Raw genomic sequence first — 16,244 nt, forward strand, 5'->3', positions numbered from 1 at the left:
AACGCACCATTGAAGACACCTGGCGGCATATCGGCGCGCTCGTCCAAACAATCCAACCAGACGAATGCGCCAACTATCTCCAAAACGCAGGATATGTTTCCGTTAAAAGGTGAAACGCTCTAGTCGAAAAGTCCGGGCAGCATCGGCTCGCCACCGTCGAGATGAACGCCCTCCATCGCCAGGAGCTTCGCCTTGGTGACAAGACCGCCGGGTGCGGAAAATCCGCCCGGCTTGTTGCCCGCAGCCAGCACCCGATGACACGGCACGACGACCGGCCAAGGATTGCGCGCCATGGCCGTACCGACCGCCTGCGCGGCTCCCGGAGAACCAGCCAGCCCGGCAAGCTCCCCATAGGTGACGGTCTCGCCTCGCCCCACCTTGCGCAGCGCGTAATAGACCGCCGTTTCGAACGTCGCGATGCCGGCAAAATCCAGAAACACGCCTGAGAAATCGACATCCTCACCATTTGCATAGTCTGCAAGCAACTCTGCCGCATCGGTGGCATGAGCCGGCACCGCACCCCCTGCCCTCCGCGCGCTCTTCGCCAGCCGCGCGGCCGTGGCCGCCGCATCGCGATCGGGCAATTGAACGCGCGTGAGCCCGGCCTCGCTCCACGCGATGCCGCAGACGCCGAGCGCCGTCTCGAAGAGCATATATTCGGCCGAATCCATGGGACGATCTCGCATCGGCCGATTATGCGTTTGAAAGGCCACGATCGCAATCAGCCCCGGCTTGCCAATGCCGCGCGATTTCCTATTGTCGCGCCACACATGCCCCGAAGCCAGACATGAGCACGACGTGAGCCTGACCAAAGCCGATATCCGAAAAGACCGTCTTGCGTTGCGCGACGCCATCACGGCCGAAGCCCGCATCGAGAAAAGCCTGGCCATGGCCGATCACGCTGAGGCAATTACCTTCGATCCCGGCACGATCATCTCCGGCTTCATGCCCATCCGCTCCGAAGCCGATGTACGGCCCATGATGTCCGGCTTGCGCGCCCGCGGCGCACGCCTCTGCCTACCCGTCGTGCTGGACAGGGAAACGATCGTCTTCCGCGAACTGCTCCCCACCGCAACATTGGTGAACACCGGCTTCGGCACCTCGGGACCGGGCCCGGACGCAGCGGAACTCGACCCGGACATCCTCCTCATCCCCCTCTCCGCCTTCGACCGTCTCGGCAACCGGATTGGCTACGGCGCCGGCCATTATGACCGCGCCATCGACCGTTTGTTGCGGAAAGGGCTGAAACCGAGGCTGATCGGCATTGCATTCGACGTCCAGAAGGTGGAAGAAATTCCTGCAGAACCTCACGACATGCCGCTCGATGCCATTCTGACCGAAAGCGGCCTTATGCCTTTTGGCTAGACTGGACTTAGAATGCGACTGCTGTTTCTGGGTGACATGGTAGGCAAGACGGGCCGCACGGCCGTCTGGGAGCGCCTGCCCGGCCTGATTTCCGACTACAAGCTCGACTTCGTCATCGTCAACGGCGAGAACGCCGCCGGCGGCTTCGGCATCACCGAGCAGATCCATCTCGACACGATCGACGCCGGCGCCGATGTCGTCACCACCGGCAACCATGTCTGGGACCAGAAGGAAGCCGTCGGCTTTGCCGGCCGCTACGACAACTTCCTGCGCCCCGCCAACTACCCCGCCGGCACGCCCGGCAAGGGCTCCGGCCTCTTCATCGCGAAGAACGGCGCGCGCGTGCTCGTCGCCAACATCATGGGCCGCGTCTTCATGCATCCGGAGCTGGACGATCCTTTCAAGACCGGCGAAGCGATCCTCGCCGCCTGCCCGCTCGGCGAACAGGCGGACGCGATCATCTTCGACTTCCACGCGGAAGCCACCTCCGAGAAGCAATGCTTCGGTCACTTCGTCGACGGCCGCGCCTCGCTCGTCGTCGGCACCCATACCCATGTGCCCACCGCCGACCACCAGATCCTCAACGGCGGCACGGCCTACATGTCGGATGCCGGCATGTGCGGCGACTATGATTCCTCGCTCGGCATGGAAAAGGAAGAGCCGATCAACCGCTTCATTTCCAAGATGCCGAAGGGCCGCTTCGAGGCCGCCAACGGTCCGGCGACGATCTGCGGGCTGGCGGTTGAGATCTCGGATCGAACAGGATTGGCGGAGAAAATTGCGCCGCTGCGACTGGGGCCGCGGCTCTCCGAGACAGTGCCGGACTTCTGGTGAAGCTGAGCAGCCGTCAGGAAGCAGATACGAGAAGAGGCGGGGCCGAAACCCCGCCTCTTCATTTGATGTGAACGCTTTATGCGAACGCGATATGCTTGTGAACGCCGACGTCCGGCTCGTGTTCAGGCTTGAGATTGGCCTTGGCGATCTCCCAGCCGAAGGTGAGAAGATTGCCGGTCGAGGCCCAGAAATTGCACTCCGTCGGGCGGAAATGCAGCATGGTCAGGTTCGGATCGTTCTTGCCGCCTTCATACCAGGCCTCGACGACGGAGCTCCAGTATTCTTCGATGCGCCGCGGATCGGCATCGACGGCAATTGGTCCCCGGAACATGGCGTGGAAATCATGGTCTTTGCCAACCACGCAGAAGATTGCCTGACCGCCATTCATCACCGAACGAACGAGGTCGCTGTCCCGGCGGGTGTAGAACCAGATCGACTTGGTCGCGAGATCCAGATTGGGTGCCATCGGCTGAAGGCCGAAGCTCTCCTTTTCAAGCCCGAGCATACCGGCCGAAATGCGGTCGAGTTCATCCCAGACGAGCTTTTCCGGATCCGTTTTCGCAGTCGAGAGGCTTACCATGGTCATATCCTTCCATTTTCGTGTGGGGTGACATTCAGTCCGGATAATCCCCGACCGTACGAAATGGTTCCACATCTGGACGAAGCGCCTCAAAATCCTTATAAGGCGCCAAAATCTCGAAAATTCCTGATGAAATACGCATAGGGGTGCCATGGCTGGCCATTCACAGTTCAAGAACATCATGCATCGCAAGGGCAAGCAGGACAGCGTTCGGTCCAAGCTCTTCTCGAAGCTCGCCCGCGAAATCACCGTTGCCGCCAAGGCCGGCCTGCCGGATCCTGCCATGAACGCCCGCCTGCGTCTGGCCATCCAGAACGCCAAGGCGCAGTCCATGCCGAAGGACAATATCGACCGCGCCATCAAGAAGGCAGCGGGTGCCGACGGCGAGAACTATGATGAAGTCCGCTACGAAGGCTACGGCCCCGGCGGTGTCGCCGTCATCGTCGAGGCGCTGACCGACAACCGCAACCGCACCGCCTCCAATGTTCGCTCGCTCTTCACCAAGGCCGGCGGCGCACTCGGCGAAACCGGATCGGTGTCCTTCTCCTTCGACCGCGTCGGCGAAATCACCTACAAGGCCTCAGTGGGCGACGCCGACAAGGTGATGGAAGCGGCGATCGAAGCCGGCGCCGAGGACGTTGAGTCCAACGAAGAAGGCCACACGATCTATTGCGGCTTCGAGGACACAAACGAAGTCGCCAAGGCGCTCGAAGCCGTTCTCGGCGAAGCCGAAACCGTCAAGTCCGTCTGGAAGCCGCAGAACACGGTTCCGGTCGACGAGGAAAAGGCACAGTCGCTGATGAAACTCATCGACAACCTCGAAGACGATGACGACGTACAGAACGTCTACTCGAACTTCGAAGTGTCGGATGAAGTCATGGCCAAGCTCTCGGCCTGACGGGCTTTTATGTGTCAAGCACGGGCCTATCCGGGGCCCGGTCATATCGGATGCGGGGCTTGAAAGGCTCCGCATTTTGACGTTCAGGGAACTGGCCTTACCTCTCTATTCGAGGGTTTGGGTTGTCTTCTCGGAAAAAGGGCGCGTTTAGGTGATGCAACAGTCCGGCCATCTGAACTCCCTTGTCGACACGCCGTTTTCCGGCGTCCGAATCCTGCCGATCACGCAGGCGACATCGGCAACCTTCACCGATCTCTATTTCAGCCTGACCTTCCTGTTTTTCATCCGGACCGGCTCGAAGCGGGTCATGTGCCCGCGCAACGGCGAAGTGGTGGGTGAAGCCGGAGACCTGATGATCGTTCCGCCGGGCTCGGTGATCACACTGGAAAACCGCCCGATCCTGAATGCGCATTACCGTGCTGATGGCGTGTGTTTCGCAAACGATCTGGTCGATCAAGTCTTCGCGGAGCAGGCGCGCCAGACATCGCCGGGGATTCAGCTACTGCGGGCCGAAACTCACCGCCCGCTGAATATCCTCTCCCTGATCCGCGAAACGCTGGAAAGACACGATCTGCCGGCAGAAATCCGCCAGCATCGCCTGCTCGAACCGCTGATCTGGCTGCGCCAGAACGGCATTACCCTGCCCCGCAGGGGCGACGATTCACCCTGGAGCGCGGTCCGACGGCTGATCGACAACGATGTCAGCCGGGGATGGCGCGTCACGGAGGTCGCGCGGCATTTCGGCATGAGCGAGGCGACCTTCCGGCGCTGGCTTGCAAAATCCGGCCCCGGCTTCGCGCAGATCCTCCTGCATACGAGGCTCGAAAAAGGCCTCACCCTACTGCAGACAACCGCCATGCCCGTCTCGCAGATCGCACTCGAATGCGGCTTCAAGACACCCTCGCATTTCTCGGACGCCTTTCGAAAAAGGTTCGGCATCAAGCCGAAAATGATCCGATCGACGGAAGATTGATCGTTATTCGACAGTCTCTGATCGCAAACCGGAAGCGCGCCAGCGCACCGGCGTCTATCAAATCCAGCGTGATCAACCGTCTGGAAAGGACATGTCATCATGCTAGGAAAAGCCTTCTTCTTAGCCGCATTTTTGGCCGCCGCTGCAGCGAGTGCCGTCAGCGCTCAGGACTTCAAACTGTCGAGCACATCGATTGCCGAGGGCGCGCAGCTTGCCCCCACCTTCGTCTTCAAGGGCTTTGGCTGCGACGGCGGCAATGTGTCGCCGCAGCTCTCCTGGTCCGGCGCGCCCAAGGGCACGAAAAGCTTCGCCATTTCTGCCTACGATCCGGACGCTCCGACTGGCTCCGGATGGTGGCACTGGAATGTCGTGAACATCCCTGCCTCGGTGAACACAATTGACCTTGCCGCCAGCGGCAACGGCAGGATGCCGGCGGGCTCGGTTGAACTCACCAACGACTACGGTGTGCCGGGCTTCGGCGGCGCCTGCCCGCCTCCGGGGGAAGTCCACCGCTATATCTTCACCGTTCACGCCCTGTCGGCGGAGCGCCTGGACCTGCCGAGGAATGCAAGCAATGCACTCGCCGGCTTCATGATCGGCGCGAGCACGATTGCAAGCGCCCATATCACGGCCGTCTTCAACCGCTGACACTCGAGAAGCAAAGCCCGGTGGCCGGTTTAGGCCGGCCGCTGGCCCGATCGCGCCCTTGCATGATTGGTCAATATAGGGTACCCCCCTATATTAAATCAGGAGCGCAATCATGAGCGACCACCACACCCATCCTCATCCACACGATCGCCATCAGGATCACGCTCACATCGCGCAGCCAGCACTGCACGAACATGTCTTCCTCGGCGAAGGCCATGCCCGCAACGAGAGGCGGACGTGGATCGTGATTGCCGTCACCGCCACGATGATGGTCGTCGAGATCGTCGCCGGCAATGTCTACGGTTCGATGGCGCTGGTGGCGGATGGCTGGCACATGTCCACCCATGCGGCGGCGATGCTGATCGCGGCGCTCGCCTATTCATACGCCCGCCGCCACGCGAGAAACCACCGCTTCACCTTCGGCACCGGCAAGCTCGGCGATCTCGCAGGCTTCACCAGCGCCATCGTTTTGGCGATGATCGCGTTGCTGATCGCCTGGGAAAGCATCATGCGGCTGCGCGCGCCAATCGCGATCAACTTCCGCGAGGCAATCCTGATCGCCGTCATCGGTCTTGCCGTGAACCTCGTCTGCGCCTGGCTCCTCAAGGACGATCATCACCATCATGGTCATTCTCACGGGCACGATCATGGCCATGACCGCCATGATGGCGGTCACGATCATCACGGCCACGGCGGCAAGGACCAGAACCTCCGCGCCGCCTATGTGCATGTCCTGGCCGATGCCTTCACCTCCGTGCTCGCCATCCTCGCGCTGACGCTGGGCAGCCTTTACGGCTGGTCCTGGCTCGATCCGGTCATGGGCGTGGTCGGCTCTCTCGTCATCGCCAACTGGTCGTGGAGCCTGATCCGCGACACCGGTGCCACATTGCTGGACTATGTGCCGGAAGACGAGGATCTGCCGGAGGAAATTCGCGACATCGTGTCCCGCGAAGGCGCCGAGATCGTAGACCTGCATGTCTGGCAGCTCGGCCCCGGCCACCATGGCGCCATCGTCTCTATCCTGACGGACGAGCCCAAGGCGCCCTCTTATTACCGCGAGAAGCTTGCGGCGATCCACGATCTGTCGCATGTGACGGTCGAAGTGGAAGCACGCGCCGCGTGACGGGCGAAGACAGGGCCATGGGACATGACGCATACGATCCGTGAAAAGCAGAAACTCATCAACCGCGTCCGCCGCCTGCGCGGGCAGATGGAAGCGGTCGAGCGCATGCTGGAGGAAGAGAAGGGCTGCGCGGAAGTCATGCAGCTCATCGCCGGCATCCGCGGCGCGGTCAACGGGCTGATGGCCGAGGTGATCGAAGACCACATCCACCACCACCTCGCCGCCCCCGAACTGACGCAGGCAGACCGCAACGAGGCGGCAGGGGAATTGGTGGACGTGGTTCGGGCTTATCTGAAGTAGGCGTCAAGCCGCCTCAAACACGCCCATCTCCGAAACCGCCTTCACGGCGGCCAATCGCTTTTCCACGTCGAAGATCGTGAACGACACGATGATCTCGTCAGCCTCGGTGTCCTTGATGAAGCGCGAGAGCTTTGCCTCGACCGTCTCCTTTGCCCCCACCGCGGCGAATTGCAGCGTGTGCTCCACCATGGTCCGCTCCATCGGCGTCCAGTGCTCGTCCATGTCGGCAACCGGCGGCGGATATTGTCCGGGCCGGCCGCGCCGCAGGTTGACGAATTGCTGCTGGGCGGAGGTGAAGTAATAGGCCGCCTCGTCGTCCGTCTCGGCCACAACCCCCATGACGCCCGCCATGACATAGGGCTGGTCCAACTGGTCAGATGGCTGGAAGCGTGACCGATAGATGTCGATCGCCTCGAAAAGCTGATCCGGCGCGAAATGCGAGGCAAAGGCATAAGGCAGGCCAAGCGCCGCTGCCAGATGTGCGCTATAGAGGCTGGAGCCGAGAATATAGAGCGGCACCTGCGATCCCATGCCCGGCACGGCAATCACCCGCTGGCCGTCGGCGCGCGACCCGAGCCAGGCCTTCAGCTCCAGAATGTCATCGGGAAACCGCTCGGCGGCCGCCTGCATGTCGCGGCGCAAGGCCCGCGCCGTCGCCATATCTGTCCCCGGCGCACGACCCAGACCCAGATCGACGCGACCGGGAAACAGCGCGGCCAGCGTCCCGAACTGTTCGGCGATGATATAGGGCGAATGGTTGGGCAGCATGATGCCGCCCGAGCCGATGCGGATGCGTTTCGTCGCATAACCGGCGTGACCGATCACGAGCGAAGTGGCAGCACTTGCGATGCCCGTCATGCCGTGATGCTCGGCAAGCCAGAAGCGTTTGTATCCCGCATCTTCCGCCGCCACCGCCATCCGCCGCGTATTCTCCAGCGCGTCGGAAACCGTCGAGCCCTCGCTGATGGTGGAAAGATCGAGAACGGAGAAGTAGGTCATGGTAGGCACCTTTAGGAACTATGTTCCCTATCTAGTGCACCCCGACTGCAATCCCAAGACCGTGGGATTCAAAAATAGCAAGCAGGGCGAAAGACGCAGCTGACCTCCCTGGCGGCAGGTCCGCGCGTGTATGTTACCCCGCCATGCGGTATCCGTCGCGCTCCTCATTGAGCCGGAACTGGCCGAGCCGATGGTCCATTTCGCCAGCCTCCTGCGCCAGCTTGTGTATGGCCGCGCTGGTTTCTTCGACCATGGCGGCATTCTGCTGCGTGGCGGTTTCCAGTTCTCCCACCGAAGCGTTGATGGCCCGCAAGGAATCCGCTTCTTCGCGGGTCGATTCCATGATCGAGCGAATGCGCCCGTCGATATCGGTGACATGGCCGCCGATCGCCCCGATGGCGGATCCCGCCTTTTCCACGAGAGCGACGCCCGCTTCGACATCGCTCGTCGATTTGGCGAGCAGGGCAGTGATTTCCTTGGCTGCATGGGCCGAGCGCTGGGCAAGCTCGCGCACTTCCTGCGCGACCACCGCAAAGCCCTTGCCGCTTTCGCCGGCGCGCGCCGCCTCCACACCGGCGTTGAGCGCCAGAAGGTTGGTCTGGAAGGCGATTTCGTCGATCACGCCAATGATCTGGTTGATCTTCTGCGACGAGCCCTGAATGTTTTCCATCGCCTCGATCATGCTGTGCATGATGCCGGCGGAGGTATCGGCGCCGTCCCGCGCGGTCGTGGCGATGCGGGCGGCATCTTCCGCACGCGCCAACTGCTCGCGCACGGCCCGCGTCACCTGATCGATGGCGGCAGCTGCCTGACTGATGGAAATCGACTGCCGTTCCGTCCGCGCGGCCAGCTGATCGGCCGAGCCACGCATTTCGCTGGACCCCTCGCGCACTGCCGCAGAGTGGCCGCCGATGGCCAGCATGGCATCGCGCAACTGCTGGACGGAGCGGTTGAAATCAAGCCGCAGAGCCTCAAGCTCCGCCGGAAAGCGCCGGTCGATCGTGCACGCGAGATCGCCATCGGCGAGCCTGCCGAGGCCGGAGCCCAACGCGCTGACGACGCTTTGCAATTCGATGGCCTGCGCCTCCCGCTCCGCCTGCCGTGCGTCACGCTCGCGTTCCGCGTCGCGCGCCATCTGGGCGGCTTGCGCCTCCATATCCTTCTGCCGCTGAAGAGATTGGCGAAAGCTGTGCAGCGCCCGCGACATGACGCCGATTTCGTCGCGGCGTTCCTGATGACGGATCGTGGCGCCGAGATCGCCCGACGCGACCGCCTGCGTTGCTTCGGCAAGGCCCGCCAGCGGGGACAATATGTGTTTGAGGAAGAAGCCGGACGCCAGGAGCGCGCCCAGTATGACGAGCGTACCCACACCGGCCATCAGCAGGGCGATATGCTTCGAGCCGGCTTCCAGCGCACGGGTGCTGTCGCTTTCGGCGATCAGATAGCGATAGCCCTGGATGGAGACCGCCTTGGTGAAAGCGCGCGCCGAACCGTCGGCGCGGCGGAAATCCGCCTGGAAAACCTGCGGCGCGGCCAGAGCCTCCGCGGCAAAGGTGAACGGTGCTGCATCCACGGCGCTGATGGTGCCTTGCGGAGAAACGCCAAGTGCCTGGCCGTCGCCGCCGATGATGTTCACCTGTTCCTGGCCGTCCGAAGGCAGAGCCTTGGTCATGACGTCGACAAGCGCCCGATCCGCCACCTTGAAGATCACATAGCCTCGCGCCGCGCCAAGCTTCAGCAGCGGAACTGCAAAATATATATCGGTCTTGCCCGTCAGGGGCGAAACAACAAGGCCGGAAAACACTGTTTCAGCCGTTTCTCCATCCTTGGAGGCGGCAACCGCCTTGTTGGCGAGACTGTAGACCCTGCCGAGACCGGAGGTGGCGAGCTCGCCCCCGGCGACGTTCTGCGCGAAGGTTTCGGTCTTCTTGTAGGAATAGATGACATTGCCCTGCGTATCGGCCATCAGCAGGTCGGAAAATGGACCATTGGCCAGATAGGTCTGCACGTCGGCCTGCGTCTTCTCATGCGAGGAGAAGTAAAAGCCGCTGAGGCCATCGACCTTGACCAGCAACTCGCGCTTGTCGGCAGGGTTGGGATTGCGGGTGACATACGCCTCAATCAGCGCCTTGGCGGCGTTGCCGGAGGTTTTTTCGACCGTCTTCCAGCCGCTCTTGAGGTTGGTCAGATCCTGCTGCAGAGCCTCGATGCGGGCAAGGGACTCAGCCTGCCCCCGCAACTGCGTCAACCGTTCCGACAGCATGTCGGCGCGGAAGGTCAGCGTCGCCTGGCGCGCCGCCGATGCCTGGTTCTGATACACCCGGTCGCTGGCGAAATAGGCGATGGCCAGTAGCACGGCACCCGAAAGCACCATCAAAAGCATGAACAGGCCCGTTACACGCGTCCTGACGGAATTGAATATTCGGTTCATCGGTCCACCGTCGTATCCGGCTCACGCCCACGCCTCAAAAAGCGGAGCGCGCAGGCCTCCATTTTGTCACGCCATTCTTCCTCCGCCTGTGATTACTTCATGGTTAACGATCCATGCTTAAATTAGCATATCTTGTATATATGACAGGGCTGAAAGGTTTTCCGGCCTGAACCCGCCCAATTTCCTCAGTCCGGGCACATGGGCAGCGCTCCCTTTCTGTCCTAACGTCGCAGCATGAAAGATATGATTCGCATCATCGGCATCGACCCGGGCCTGCGCCGCACCGGCTGGGGCATCATCGAAAGCCTTGGCAATTCGCTACGCTTCGTTGCCTCCGGCACGGTGACCAGCGACGGTGACATGGACCTCGCCTCGCGGCTTTGCCAGTTGCATGACGGGCTGGCCGACGTCATTCACACCTATCAGCCGCACGAGGCGGCCGTGGAGCAGACCTTCGTCAACAAGGACGCGGTGGCCACGCTGAAGCTCGGGCAGGCGCGCGGCATTGCCATGCTGGTCCCGGCCCGCGCCGGTCTGCGGGTCGCGGAATATGCGCCGAATGCGGTCAAGAAATCCGTCATCGGCGTCGGCCACGGTGAAAAACAGCAGATCCACATGATGTTGAAAGTCCTCATGCCCAAGGCCGAATTCAAGGGCAACGACGCCGCCGACGCGCTCGCCATCGCCATCTGCCACGCCCACAATCGCGGCGCGACCGCAAGCCGGCTGGCGATGCTGGCTGGGTAATGTTCTTGACTTGTTCTGTCGGTAAGAGTATTTCTTACTTCGACACCTGAATGAGGTAGGACCATGCGCGTGACATCCAAGGGCCAAGTAACAATCCCACGGGATTTGCGGCAGTTGGCCGGCATCGAGCCCAACAGCGAAGTCATTTTCTCTATAGAAAATGGAAAGCTGGTTGTCGCACCCAAGGCGGACCCGAAGGCCATGCCCGAACGCCAGCGTCTCGACAGGCTGATGACAACGCTTGATCGGTTGGAGGGCACTGGCGATCAGGCAATCAATGCCGACGGCCTGATGGCCATGACGCGAGATCGCGATTGATGGCGACGATGATCGACACCAACGTCCTGGTCGATGTCGCCGTTCGAGACCCCGCCTGGCTTGGCTGGTCGCGAGGCAAGATTGCGGAGGCTGCCGCACGCGGCGCGCTGGTGATCAACCAGATCATTTTCTCGGAATTCTCCGTGCGCTACGACAAGATCGAGACGGTCGAGTTGCTCCTGCCGCCGGAGGAATTTCTGCGCGAGAGCCTGCCATGGCTGTCCTCGTTCGCCGCAGGCCGCGCCTTTGGCGCCTATCGGCGCAACGGCGGCACGAAGGAGCGCGTCCTACCCGATTTTCTCATTGGTGCGCATGCCTATCTGCGTGGCTACAGTCTTCTGACCCGCGACCCAAAGGGCTATCGCGCCTATTTCCCCGACCTCGACATCATCTCGCCCGAAACGCATCCCTGAAAGACTTTTCCCATGATCGGCAAACTCAAAGGCACCGTGGACGAAATCGGCGAGGATTACGTGCTCGTCGATGTGCACGGCGTCTGCTACCTCGCCTTCTGCTCGGCGCGCACGCTCTCCAGGCTCAATGTCGGCGAGGCCGTCGTGCTGCATATCGAGACCTATGTGCGCGAGGACCAACTGAAGCTCTTCGGCTTCACGACGCCACTGGAGCGGGAATGGTTCCGTCTGCTTCAGGTCGTGCAGGGCATCGGCTCGAAGGTGGCGCTGGCGGTGCTGTCGACGCTCACGCCCTCCGAACTTGCCAATGCCATCGCGCTTCAGGACAAGACCGCTATTTCCCGGGCCCCCGGTGTCGGGCCCAAGGTCGCAATCCGCATCCTGACGGAGCTAAAGAACAAGGCCCCCGCCTTTGCTGGCGAAGCTGCGAATATGGGGCTGAAGCAGGAGATCGGCGAAGGCGTCGCCAGCGCGCCCGTTGCCGATGCCGTCTCGGCGCTCACCAATCTGGGCTATTCCCGCGACCAGGCCGCCAACGCCGTGGCCGCCGCACTCAGGAATGGCGGCGAAGGCGCCGACAGCGCCAAGCTCATCCGGCTCGGCCTGAAGGAACTCTCCCGGTGAGAGCGGTCTTTCAATCGTCCGCATTCGCAGATAAAGCCGTTGTCGAAACGGGATGGACCACATGAACCAGCCAAATCCGCTCCTGAGCCCCGAAAAGCGCGGCGAGGACCTCGACACCGCGCTGCGCCCGCAGTCGCTGGACGAGTTCACCGGCCAGGCGGAGGCGCGCGCCAATCTCAAGATCTTCATCGAGGCCGCCAAGAACCGCGGCGAGGCGCTGGACCATGTCCTCTTCGTCGGCCCGCCCGGGCTGGGCAAGACGACGCTGGCGCAGATCATGGCAAAGGAACTCGGCGTCAATTTCCGCTCGACCTCCGGCCCGGTCATCGCCAAGGCAGGCGATCTGGCAGCCCTTCTGACCAATCTGGAAGAGCGCGACGTGCTCTTCATCGATGAAATCCATCGCCTCAATCCGGCCGTCGAGGAAATCCTCTATCCGGCCATGGAAGACTTTCAGCTCGACCTGATCATCGGCGAAGGCCCCGCGGCCCGCTCGGTCAAGATCGACCTGTCGAAATTTACGCTGGTTGCGGCAACCACCCGCCTCGGTCTGCTCACGACGCCGCTGCGCGATCGTTTCGGCATTCCGGTGCGACTGAACTTCTATACGGTCGAGGAACTGGAATCGATCGTGCGGCGCGGTGCCCGCCTGCTGGGGCTCGGCATGACGGATGACGGCGCGCGTGAAATCGCCCGTCGCGCCCGTGGCACCCCCCGCATTGCCGGCCGCCTCTTGCGCCGTGTGCGCGACTTCGCAGAAGTCGCCCGCGCCGACGCGGTCACTCGCGAGATCGCCGACGAAGCGCTGACACGCCTCCATGTCGACAATATGGGCCTCGACCAGCTCGACCGGCGCTATCTCGCCATGATCGCCCACAATTTCGGCGGCGGCCCGGTCGGCATCGAGACGATCGCCGCCGGCCTTTCCGAACCGCGCGACGCCATCGAGGACATCATCGAGCCTTACATGATCCAGCAGGGTTTCATCCAGCGGACTCCGCGCGGCCGTATTCTCACCGCAAACGCATGGAAACATTTGGGCCTTAACCCGCCAAAAGATATTGAAAAAACCCAGATCAGCCTTTTTCAGGACGACAACGAGTGATCACCAGACGCGGTTTCCTCAAGCTTGCGGCGACAGTTTTTGCCTCCGCAGCGGCAACGCTCGGCTATGGCACGGCGGTGGAGGCGATGGGAACGCCGCGCATACGCACTTACGCCTTCACCCCGCCGCGCTGGACACCCGGCCTCAAGCTTCGCCTCGTGTTGCTGAGCGACATCCACACGACGAAGCGCTGGATGGAGCTCGATCGCGTCGCCGCGATATGCGACATGGCCAACGGGCTGGGCGGCGACATGATCCTTTTGCTCGGCGACTATGTGAACGGCATGCCGGATCTAGGAGTTCCGCTTCCGGAAAAGGATATCGCCGCTTGCCTCAGGAAGCTGTCGGCGCCCATGGGCACGCACGCCATCCTCGGCAATCATGACTATTGGGGCTCCTGGAACTTCATTCGCGAGCCAGGCATGATGCCGAAAATCGGCCGGGCGCTCGAAGAGGCCGGCATTTCCGTTCTGGTCAACGATGCGGTGCGGCTCGAAAAGGACGGGAAACCGTTCTGGCTGGCGGGGCTCGGTGACCAGCTTGCCTTCCACATGCAGCATCCGGCTGGCCGCGAAGACGACGATGGCATCGACGATCTTCCGGCAACGCTTGCCAAGACAACCGACGACGCGCCGCTCATCCTCATGGCGCATGAGCCGGATGTTTTCCCGGATGTGCCGGAGCGGGTCTCGCTGACGCTGTCCGGTCACACCCATGGCGGCCAGGTCAATCTCTTCGGCTGGTCGCCGGCCATGAATTCGCGCTTCGGCACACGGTTCCGCGGCGGCCATATCGTCGAAAACGGCCGGCATCTGGTCGTCTCGCGCGGCCTCGGCTGCACGGCCATTCCCGTCCGCCTCGGCGCCTGGCCGGAAATTGTCGTTCTGGATCTGGGCTGACCGCATGACCCGCAAGACCATTCGCATCAAACTCGCCAGACGCCTGTTCAACATGCGCATCGCCGGTATCGCTTTCCGCGACGGCCATGTTCTGGTGCATCGCGCGACGCATGAGAAGTTCTGGACCTTCCCCGGCGGCACCGCAGAGATCGGCGAAAGCTCGGCAGACACGCTGATCCGCGAGATGAAGGAGGAGACCGACTGCGACGTCACGCTGATCCGCCATCTGTGGACGGTCGAAAACTTCTTCGCCTTCGAAGAACGCAAGTGGCATGAGATCGGCGTCTATTATCTCATGCGGATGCCTGACCACTTCCCCTTCCAGCCCGAGGAGATCGTTCACCGCGTCCGCGATGCGAAGAACGACCTTGAATTCAAATGGGTTCCGGCTGACAAGGCGCGTCTTGAAGCGCTGCCGCTGCAGCCGGATTTCATACCGGCCCGCATTGCGGACCTGCCGCGGACGAGCGAACATCTCATCCACCGCGAGAGTGTACCCGAATGACCGAGGCCTTTTCCCTCTCCGGCGAACTTGCTGCCGATGGCAGCCACACGCTGACGCAGCGCGTCTACTATGAAGACACCGATTTTTCCGGCTTCGTCTACCACGCGCGCTATCTGCATTTCATGGAGCGCGCCCGCACCGATTATCTGCGCTGCCTCGGCGTCGAGCAGAGCGCGCTGCACCAGATGGATGGCGAAGGCCTGATGTTCGTCGTCCACCGGATGGAGATCGACTTCAAGTCGCCGGCCCGCATGGACAACGTGCTGACGATCGAAACGGTGACCGAAAAGGCCGGCGGCGCGAAGATGGTGCTGAACCAGAAGATCCTGCGGGGCGAAACGCTTCTCATCGGCGCCAAGGTCGTCATCGCCGTTGTCAATGCGTCAGGCCGCCCGCGCCGCCTGCCGGAAACGCTGGCGAAGGCCTTTCTCGGCGAGGCCTGAAAACAGCGCCCTACTTCTCGGTGAGCTTCAGTTCGATACGGCGGTTCTGTGCACGCGCGTCCGGCGTGTCGCCCGATGCGATCGGCGTATATTCGCCAAAGCCGGCCGCGACGAGCCGGTCGGCCGGAACGCCCTGGCTGATCAGATATTTCACCACCGAGGTAGCGCGGGCCGTCGAAAGCTCCCAGTTGTCGGCATATTTGCCGTTGCCGGAAAGCTTCACATTGTCCGTATGCCCGTCGACGCGCAGCACCCAGTTGATTTCGGGCGGAATTTCCTTGGCAAGCTCGATGATCGCCTGCGCCAGCTTCTGCATCTCCACCTTGCCCGCTTCGTTCAGATCAGACCCGCCGGACGGAAACAGCACTTCCGACTGGAAGACGAAACGGTCGCCGACGATGCGAATGTTCTGACGATCTGAGAGTATTTCGCGCAAGCGCCCGAAGAAGTCGGAGCGATAGCGGTTCAGCTCCTGCACCTTCTGCGCCAGCGCCACGTTGAGCCGGCGCCCAAGATCGGAAATCTGCGCCTGAGAGGCCTGATCCTTCGCCTCGGCGGCTTGCAGCGCGCCTTCGACGGCGGCGATCTGAGCCCGAAGCGCGGCGATCTGCTGGTTGAGCAATTCCACCTGGCTCATCGCGCGGGCCGAAACCTGCTTTTCCGCATCCAGCTCGCCCGCCAGCTGGCCGACACGGGCCTGCGCGCCAGACGCCGCGCCGGAGCCCGCATCCAGCAGCTTCTGCAGCCGCGACTTCTCACCTTCCGACTGGGAGAGCGAGGCCTGAAGCGCCGCAAGCTGATCCTCCATATCCTGCTTGCCGCTCTTTTCCAGCGCCAGCAATTGGGTCAGCTCGTTGATCTGGCTGTTCAGGCGGTTGAGCACCGCGTCCTTGCCGGAAATTTCACGACTCAGGAAAAACTGCCCGAGCACGAAGACCGTGAGCAGGAACATGATGGCAAGAAGCAGCGTCGACAGCGCATCGACAAACCCCGGCCAGTAATCGATATGCCGCTGCTGGCGGCGACGGGCGAGTGCCAT

At 62.2% G+C, this 16,244-nt stretch carries 20 protein-coding genes and 1 pseudogene; 16 read left to right on the forward strand and 5 right to left on the reverse strand.

What is annotated here, in order from left to right; all coding sequences use genetic code 11:
* A pseudogene (locus LQK83_RS18980) lies at nt 1–113 on the forward strand (IS630 family transposase); the annotation flags it as partial.
* Between the two features lie 6 nt (nt 114–119).
* Here the strand turns inward: LQK83_RS18980 and LQK83_RS18985 are convergent.
* On the reverse strand, nt 120–671 hold the full coding sequence (locus tag LQK83_RS18985) for a methylated-DNA--[protein]-cysteine S-methyltransferase (RefSeq protein WP_230838973.1): 552 nt from the start codon (nt 669–671) through the stop codon (nt 120–122).
* A gap of 127 nt (nt 672–798) precedes the next feature.
* On the opposite strand from LQK83_RS18985, the gene LQK83_RS18990 reads away from it, so the two are divergent.
* Both LQK83_RS18990 and LQK83_RS18995 read left to right on the forward strand, forming a co-directional pair.
* On the forward strand, nt 799–1,365 hold the full coding sequence (locus LQK83_RS18990) for a 5-formyltetrahydrofolate cyclo-ligase (protein WP_230838974.1): 567 nt from the start codon (nt 799–801) through the stop codon (nt 1,363–1,365).
* Between the two features lie 12 nt (nt 1,366–1,377).
* Nucleotides 1,378–2,199, forward strand: coding sequence for a TIGR00282 family metallophosphoesterase (locus LQK83_RS18995; protein ID WP_230838975.1), 822 nt, complete (start codon nt 1,378–1,380; stop codon nt 2,197–2,199).
* A gap of 76 nt (nt 2,200–2,275) precedes the next feature.
* On the opposite strand, the gene LQK83_RS19000 is transcribed toward LQK83_RS18995, so the two are convergent.
* Entirely contained in the window at nt 2,276–2,779 is a 504-nt protein-coding gene (locus LQK83_RS19000; RefSeq protein WP_230838976.1) for a pyridoxamine 5'-phosphate oxidase family protein, read from the reverse strand.
* A 151-nt stretch (nt 2,780–2,930) separates the two neighbouring features.
* Between LQK83_RS19000 and LQK83_RS19005 the strand changes: the two genes are divergently transcribed.
* The 5 genes from LQK83_RS19005 (at nt 2,931) to LQK83_RS19025 (ending at nt 6,721) form a co-directional block, all read left to right on the forward strand.
* Nucleotides 2,931–3,677 carry a YebC/PmpR family DNA-binding transcriptional regulator gene (locus LQK83_RS19005; protein ID WP_230838977.1) on the forward strand — a complete coding sequence of 249 codons (747 nt, stop codon included), beginning with the start codon at nt 2,931–2,933 and terminating at the stop codon, nt 3,675–3,677.
* Between the two features lie 154 nt (nt 3,678–3,831).
* Nucleotides 3,832–4,650 (forward strand): helix-turn-helix transcriptional regulator, encoded by an 819-nt coding sequence (locus LQK83_RS19010; protein WP_230839167.1) that lies wholly within the window; start codon nt 3,832–3,834, stop codon nt 4,648–4,650.
* Between the two features lie 99 nt (nt 4,651–4,749).
* Nucleotides 4,750–5,298, forward strand: coding sequence for a YbhB/YbcL family Raf kinase inhibitor-like protein (locus tag LQK83_RS19015; RefSeq protein WP_230838978.1), 549 nt, complete (start codon nt 4,750–4,752; stop codon nt 5,296–5,298).
* A 112-nt stretch (nt 5,299–5,410) separates the two neighbouring features.
* A complete protein-coding gene (dmeF, locus tag LQK83_RS19020) occupies nt 5,411–6,421 on the forward strand; it encodes a CDF family Co(II)/Ni(II) efflux transporter DmeF (protein ID WP_230838979.1) in 1,011 nt (336 codons plus the stop codon).
* Nucleotides 6,422–6,445: 24 nt separating this feature from the next.
* Nucleotides 6,446–6,721, forward strand: a complete 276-nt coding sequence (locus LQK83_RS19025) for a metal/formaldehyde-sensitive transcriptional repressor (protein WP_230838980.1) — start codon at nt 6,446–6,448, stop codon at nt 6,719–6,721.
* Nucleotides 6,722–6,724: 3 nt separating this feature from the next.
* Here the strand turns inward: LQK83_RS19025 and LQK83_RS19030 are convergent, their stop codons facing one another.
* Nucleotides 6,725–7,720: an LLM class flavin-dependent oxidoreductase gene (locus tag LQK83_RS19030; RefSeq protein ID WP_230838981.1), complete on the reverse strand. Its 996-nt coding sequence runs from the start codon at nt 7,718–7,720 to the stop codon at nt 6,725–6,727.
* 133 nt (nt 7,721–7,853) lie between these two features.
* Complete coding sequence (locus tag LQK83_RS19035; protein ID WP_230838982.1) at nt 7,854–10,151, reverse strand: methyl-accepting chemotaxis protein; 2,298 nt, start codon at nt 10,149–10,151, stop codon at nt 7,854–7,856.
* 234 nt (nt 10,152–10,385) lie between these two features.
* On the opposite strand from LQK83_RS19035, the gene ruvC reads away from it, so the two are divergent.
* From ruvC to ybgC, 8 genes are all read left to right on the forward strand, one after another.
* Entirely contained in the window at nt 10,386–10,898 is a 513-nt protein-coding gene (ruvC, locus tag LQK83_RS19040; RefSeq protein ID WP_230838983.1) for a crossover junction endodeoxyribonuclease RuvC, read from the forward strand.
* A gap of 63 nt (nt 10,899–10,961) precedes the next feature.
* On the forward strand, nt 10,962–11,216 hold the full coding sequence (locus tag LQK83_RS19045) for an AbrB/MazE/SpoVT family DNA-binding domain-containing protein (protein WP_230838984.1): 255 nt from the start codon (nt 10,962–10,964) through the stop codon (nt 11,214–11,216).
* The gene (locus LQK83_RS19050) at nt 11,216–11,629 is read left to right on the forward strand and encodes a type II toxin-antitoxin system VapC family toxin (protein WP_230838985.1); all 414 of its coding nucleotides are present in this window, start codon (nt 11,216–11,218) and stop codon (nt 11,627–11,629) included. The genes LQK83_RS19045 and LQK83_RS19050 overlap by 1 nt, the downstream gene beginning before the upstream one ends.
* 12 nt (nt 11,630–11,641) lie before the next feature.
* A complete protein-coding gene (ruvA, locus tag LQK83_RS19055) occupies nt 11,642–12,253 on the forward strand; it encodes a Holliday junction branch migration protein RuvA (RefSeq protein WP_230838986.1) in 612 nt (203 codons plus the stop codon).
* Between the two features lie 61 nt (nt 12,254–12,314).
* Nucleotides 12,315–13,358: a Holliday junction branch migration DNA helicase RuvB gene (gene ruvB / locus LQK83_RS19060; protein ID WP_230838987.1), complete on the forward strand. Its 1,044-nt coding sequence runs from the start codon at nt 12,315–12,317 to the stop codon at nt 13,356–13,358.
* Complete coding sequence (locus LQK83_RS19065; RefSeq protein WP_230838988.1) at nt 13,355–14,257, forward strand: metallophosphoesterase; 903 nt, start codon at nt 13,355–13,357, stop codon at nt 14,255–14,257. The genes ruvB and LQK83_RS19065 overlap by 4 nt, the downstream gene beginning before the upstream one ends.
* A 4-nt stretch (nt 14,258–14,261) precedes the next feature.
* Nucleotides 14,262–14,762, forward strand: a complete 501-nt coding sequence (locus tag LQK83_RS19070; RefSeq protein WP_230838989.1) for an NUDIX hydrolase — start codon at nt 14,262–14,264, stop codon at nt 14,760–14,762.
* Nucleotides 14,759–15,205, forward strand: coding sequence for a tol-pal system-associated acyl-CoA thioesterase (gene ybgC, locus LQK83_RS19075; protein WP_230838990.1), 447 nt, complete (start codon nt 14,759–14,761; stop codon nt 15,203–15,205). Before LQK83_RS19070 ends, ybgC begins: the two co-directional genes overlap by 4 nt.
* A gap of 10 nt (nt 15,206–15,215) precedes the next feature.
* Here the strand turns inward: ybgC and LQK83_RS19080 are convergent, their stop codons facing one another.
* Nucleotides 15,216–16,244 carry a peptidoglycan -binding protein gene (locus LQK83_RS19080; protein ID WP_230838991.1) on the reverse strand — a complete coding sequence of 343 codons (1,029 nt, stop codon included), beginning with the start codon at nt 16,242–16,244 and terminating at the stop codon, nt 15,216–15,218.

Source organism: Rhizobium sp. C1 (assembly GCF_021026335.1).
Lineage (GTDB): Bacteria > Pseudomonadota > Alphaproteobacteria > Rhizobiales > Rhizobiaceae > Ensifer_A.

What these genes read in the sequence shown, in the direction of transcription:
- ybgC (WP_230838990.1), top strand. Translation starts at nt 14,759, where the DNA reads ATGACCGAGGCCTTTTCCCTCTCCGGCGAACTTGCTGCCGATGGCAGC.
- LQK83_RS19070 (WP_230838989.1), top strand. Translation starts at nt 14,262, where the DNA reads ATGACCCGCAAGACCATTCGCATCAAACTCGCCAGACGCCTGTTCAAC.
- LQK83_RS19080 (WP_230838991.1), bottom strand. Translation starts at nt 16,244, where the DNA reads ATGGCACTCGCCCGTCGCCGCCAGCAGCGGCATATCGATTACTGGCCG.
- ruvC (WP_230838983.1), top strand. Translation starts at nt 10,386, where the DNA reads ATGAAAGATATGATTCGCATCATCGGCATCGACCCGGGCCTGCGCCGC.
- LQK83_RS19000 (WP_230838976.1), bottom strand. Translation starts at nt 2,779, where the DNA reads ATGGTAAGCCTCTCGACTGCGAAAACGGATCCGGAAAAGCTCGTCTGG.
- LQK83_RS18995 (WP_230838975.1), top strand. Translation starts at nt 1,378, where the DNA reads ATGCGACTGCTGTTTCTGGGTGACATGGTAGGCAAGACGGGCCGCACG.
- LQK83_RS19050 (WP_230838985.1), top strand. Translation starts at nt 11,216, where the DNA reads ATGGCGACGATGATCGACACCAACGTCCTGGTCGATGTCGCCGTTCGA.
- LQK83_RS19015 (WP_230838978.1), top strand. Translation starts at nt 4,750, where the DNA reads ATGCTAGGAAAAGCCTTCTTCTTAGCCGCATTTTTGGCCGCCGCTGCA.
- LQK83_RS19035 (WP_230838982.1), bottom strand. Translation starts at nt 10,151, where the DNA reads ATGAACCGAATATTCAATTCCGTCAGGACGCGTGTAACGGGCCTGTTC.
- LQK83_RS18985 (WP_230838973.1), bottom strand. Translation starts at nt 671, where the DNA reads ATGGATTCGGCCGAATATATGCTCTTCGAGACGGCGCTCGGCGTCTGC.
- dmeF (WP_230838979.1), top strand. Translation starts at nt 5,411, where the DNA reads ATGAGCGACCACCACACCCATCCTCATCCACACGATCGCCATCAGGAT.
- ruvA (WP_230838986.1), top strand. Translation starts at nt 11,642, where the DNA reads ATGATCGGCAAACTCAAAGGCACCGTGGACGAAATCGGCGAGGATTAC.
- ruvB (WP_230838987.1), top strand. Translation starts at nt 12,315, where the DNA reads ATGAACCAGCCAAATCCGCTCCTGAGCCCCGAAAAGCGCGGCGAGGAC.
- LQK83_RS19030 (WP_230838981.1), bottom strand. Translation starts at nt 7,720, where the DNA reads ATGACCTACTTCTCCGTTCTCGATCTTTCCACCATCAGCGAGGGCTCG.
- LQK83_RS19005 (WP_230838977.1), top strand. Translation starts at nt 2,931, where the DNA reads ATGGCTGGCCATTCACAGTTCAAGAACATCATGCATCGCAAGGGCAAG.
- LQK83_RS19045 (WP_230838984.1), top strand. Translation starts at nt 10,962, where the DNA reads ATGCGCGTGACATCCAAGGGCCAAGTAACAATCCCACGGGATTTGCGG.
- LQK83_RS19010 (WP_230839167.1), top strand. Translation starts at nt 3,832, where the DNA reads ATGCAACAGTCCGGCCATCTGAACTCCCTTGTCGACACGCCGTTTTCC.
- LQK83_RS19025 (WP_230838980.1), top strand. Translation starts at nt 6,446, where the DNA reads ATGACGCATACGATCCGTGAAAAGCAGAAACTCATCAACCGCGTCCGC.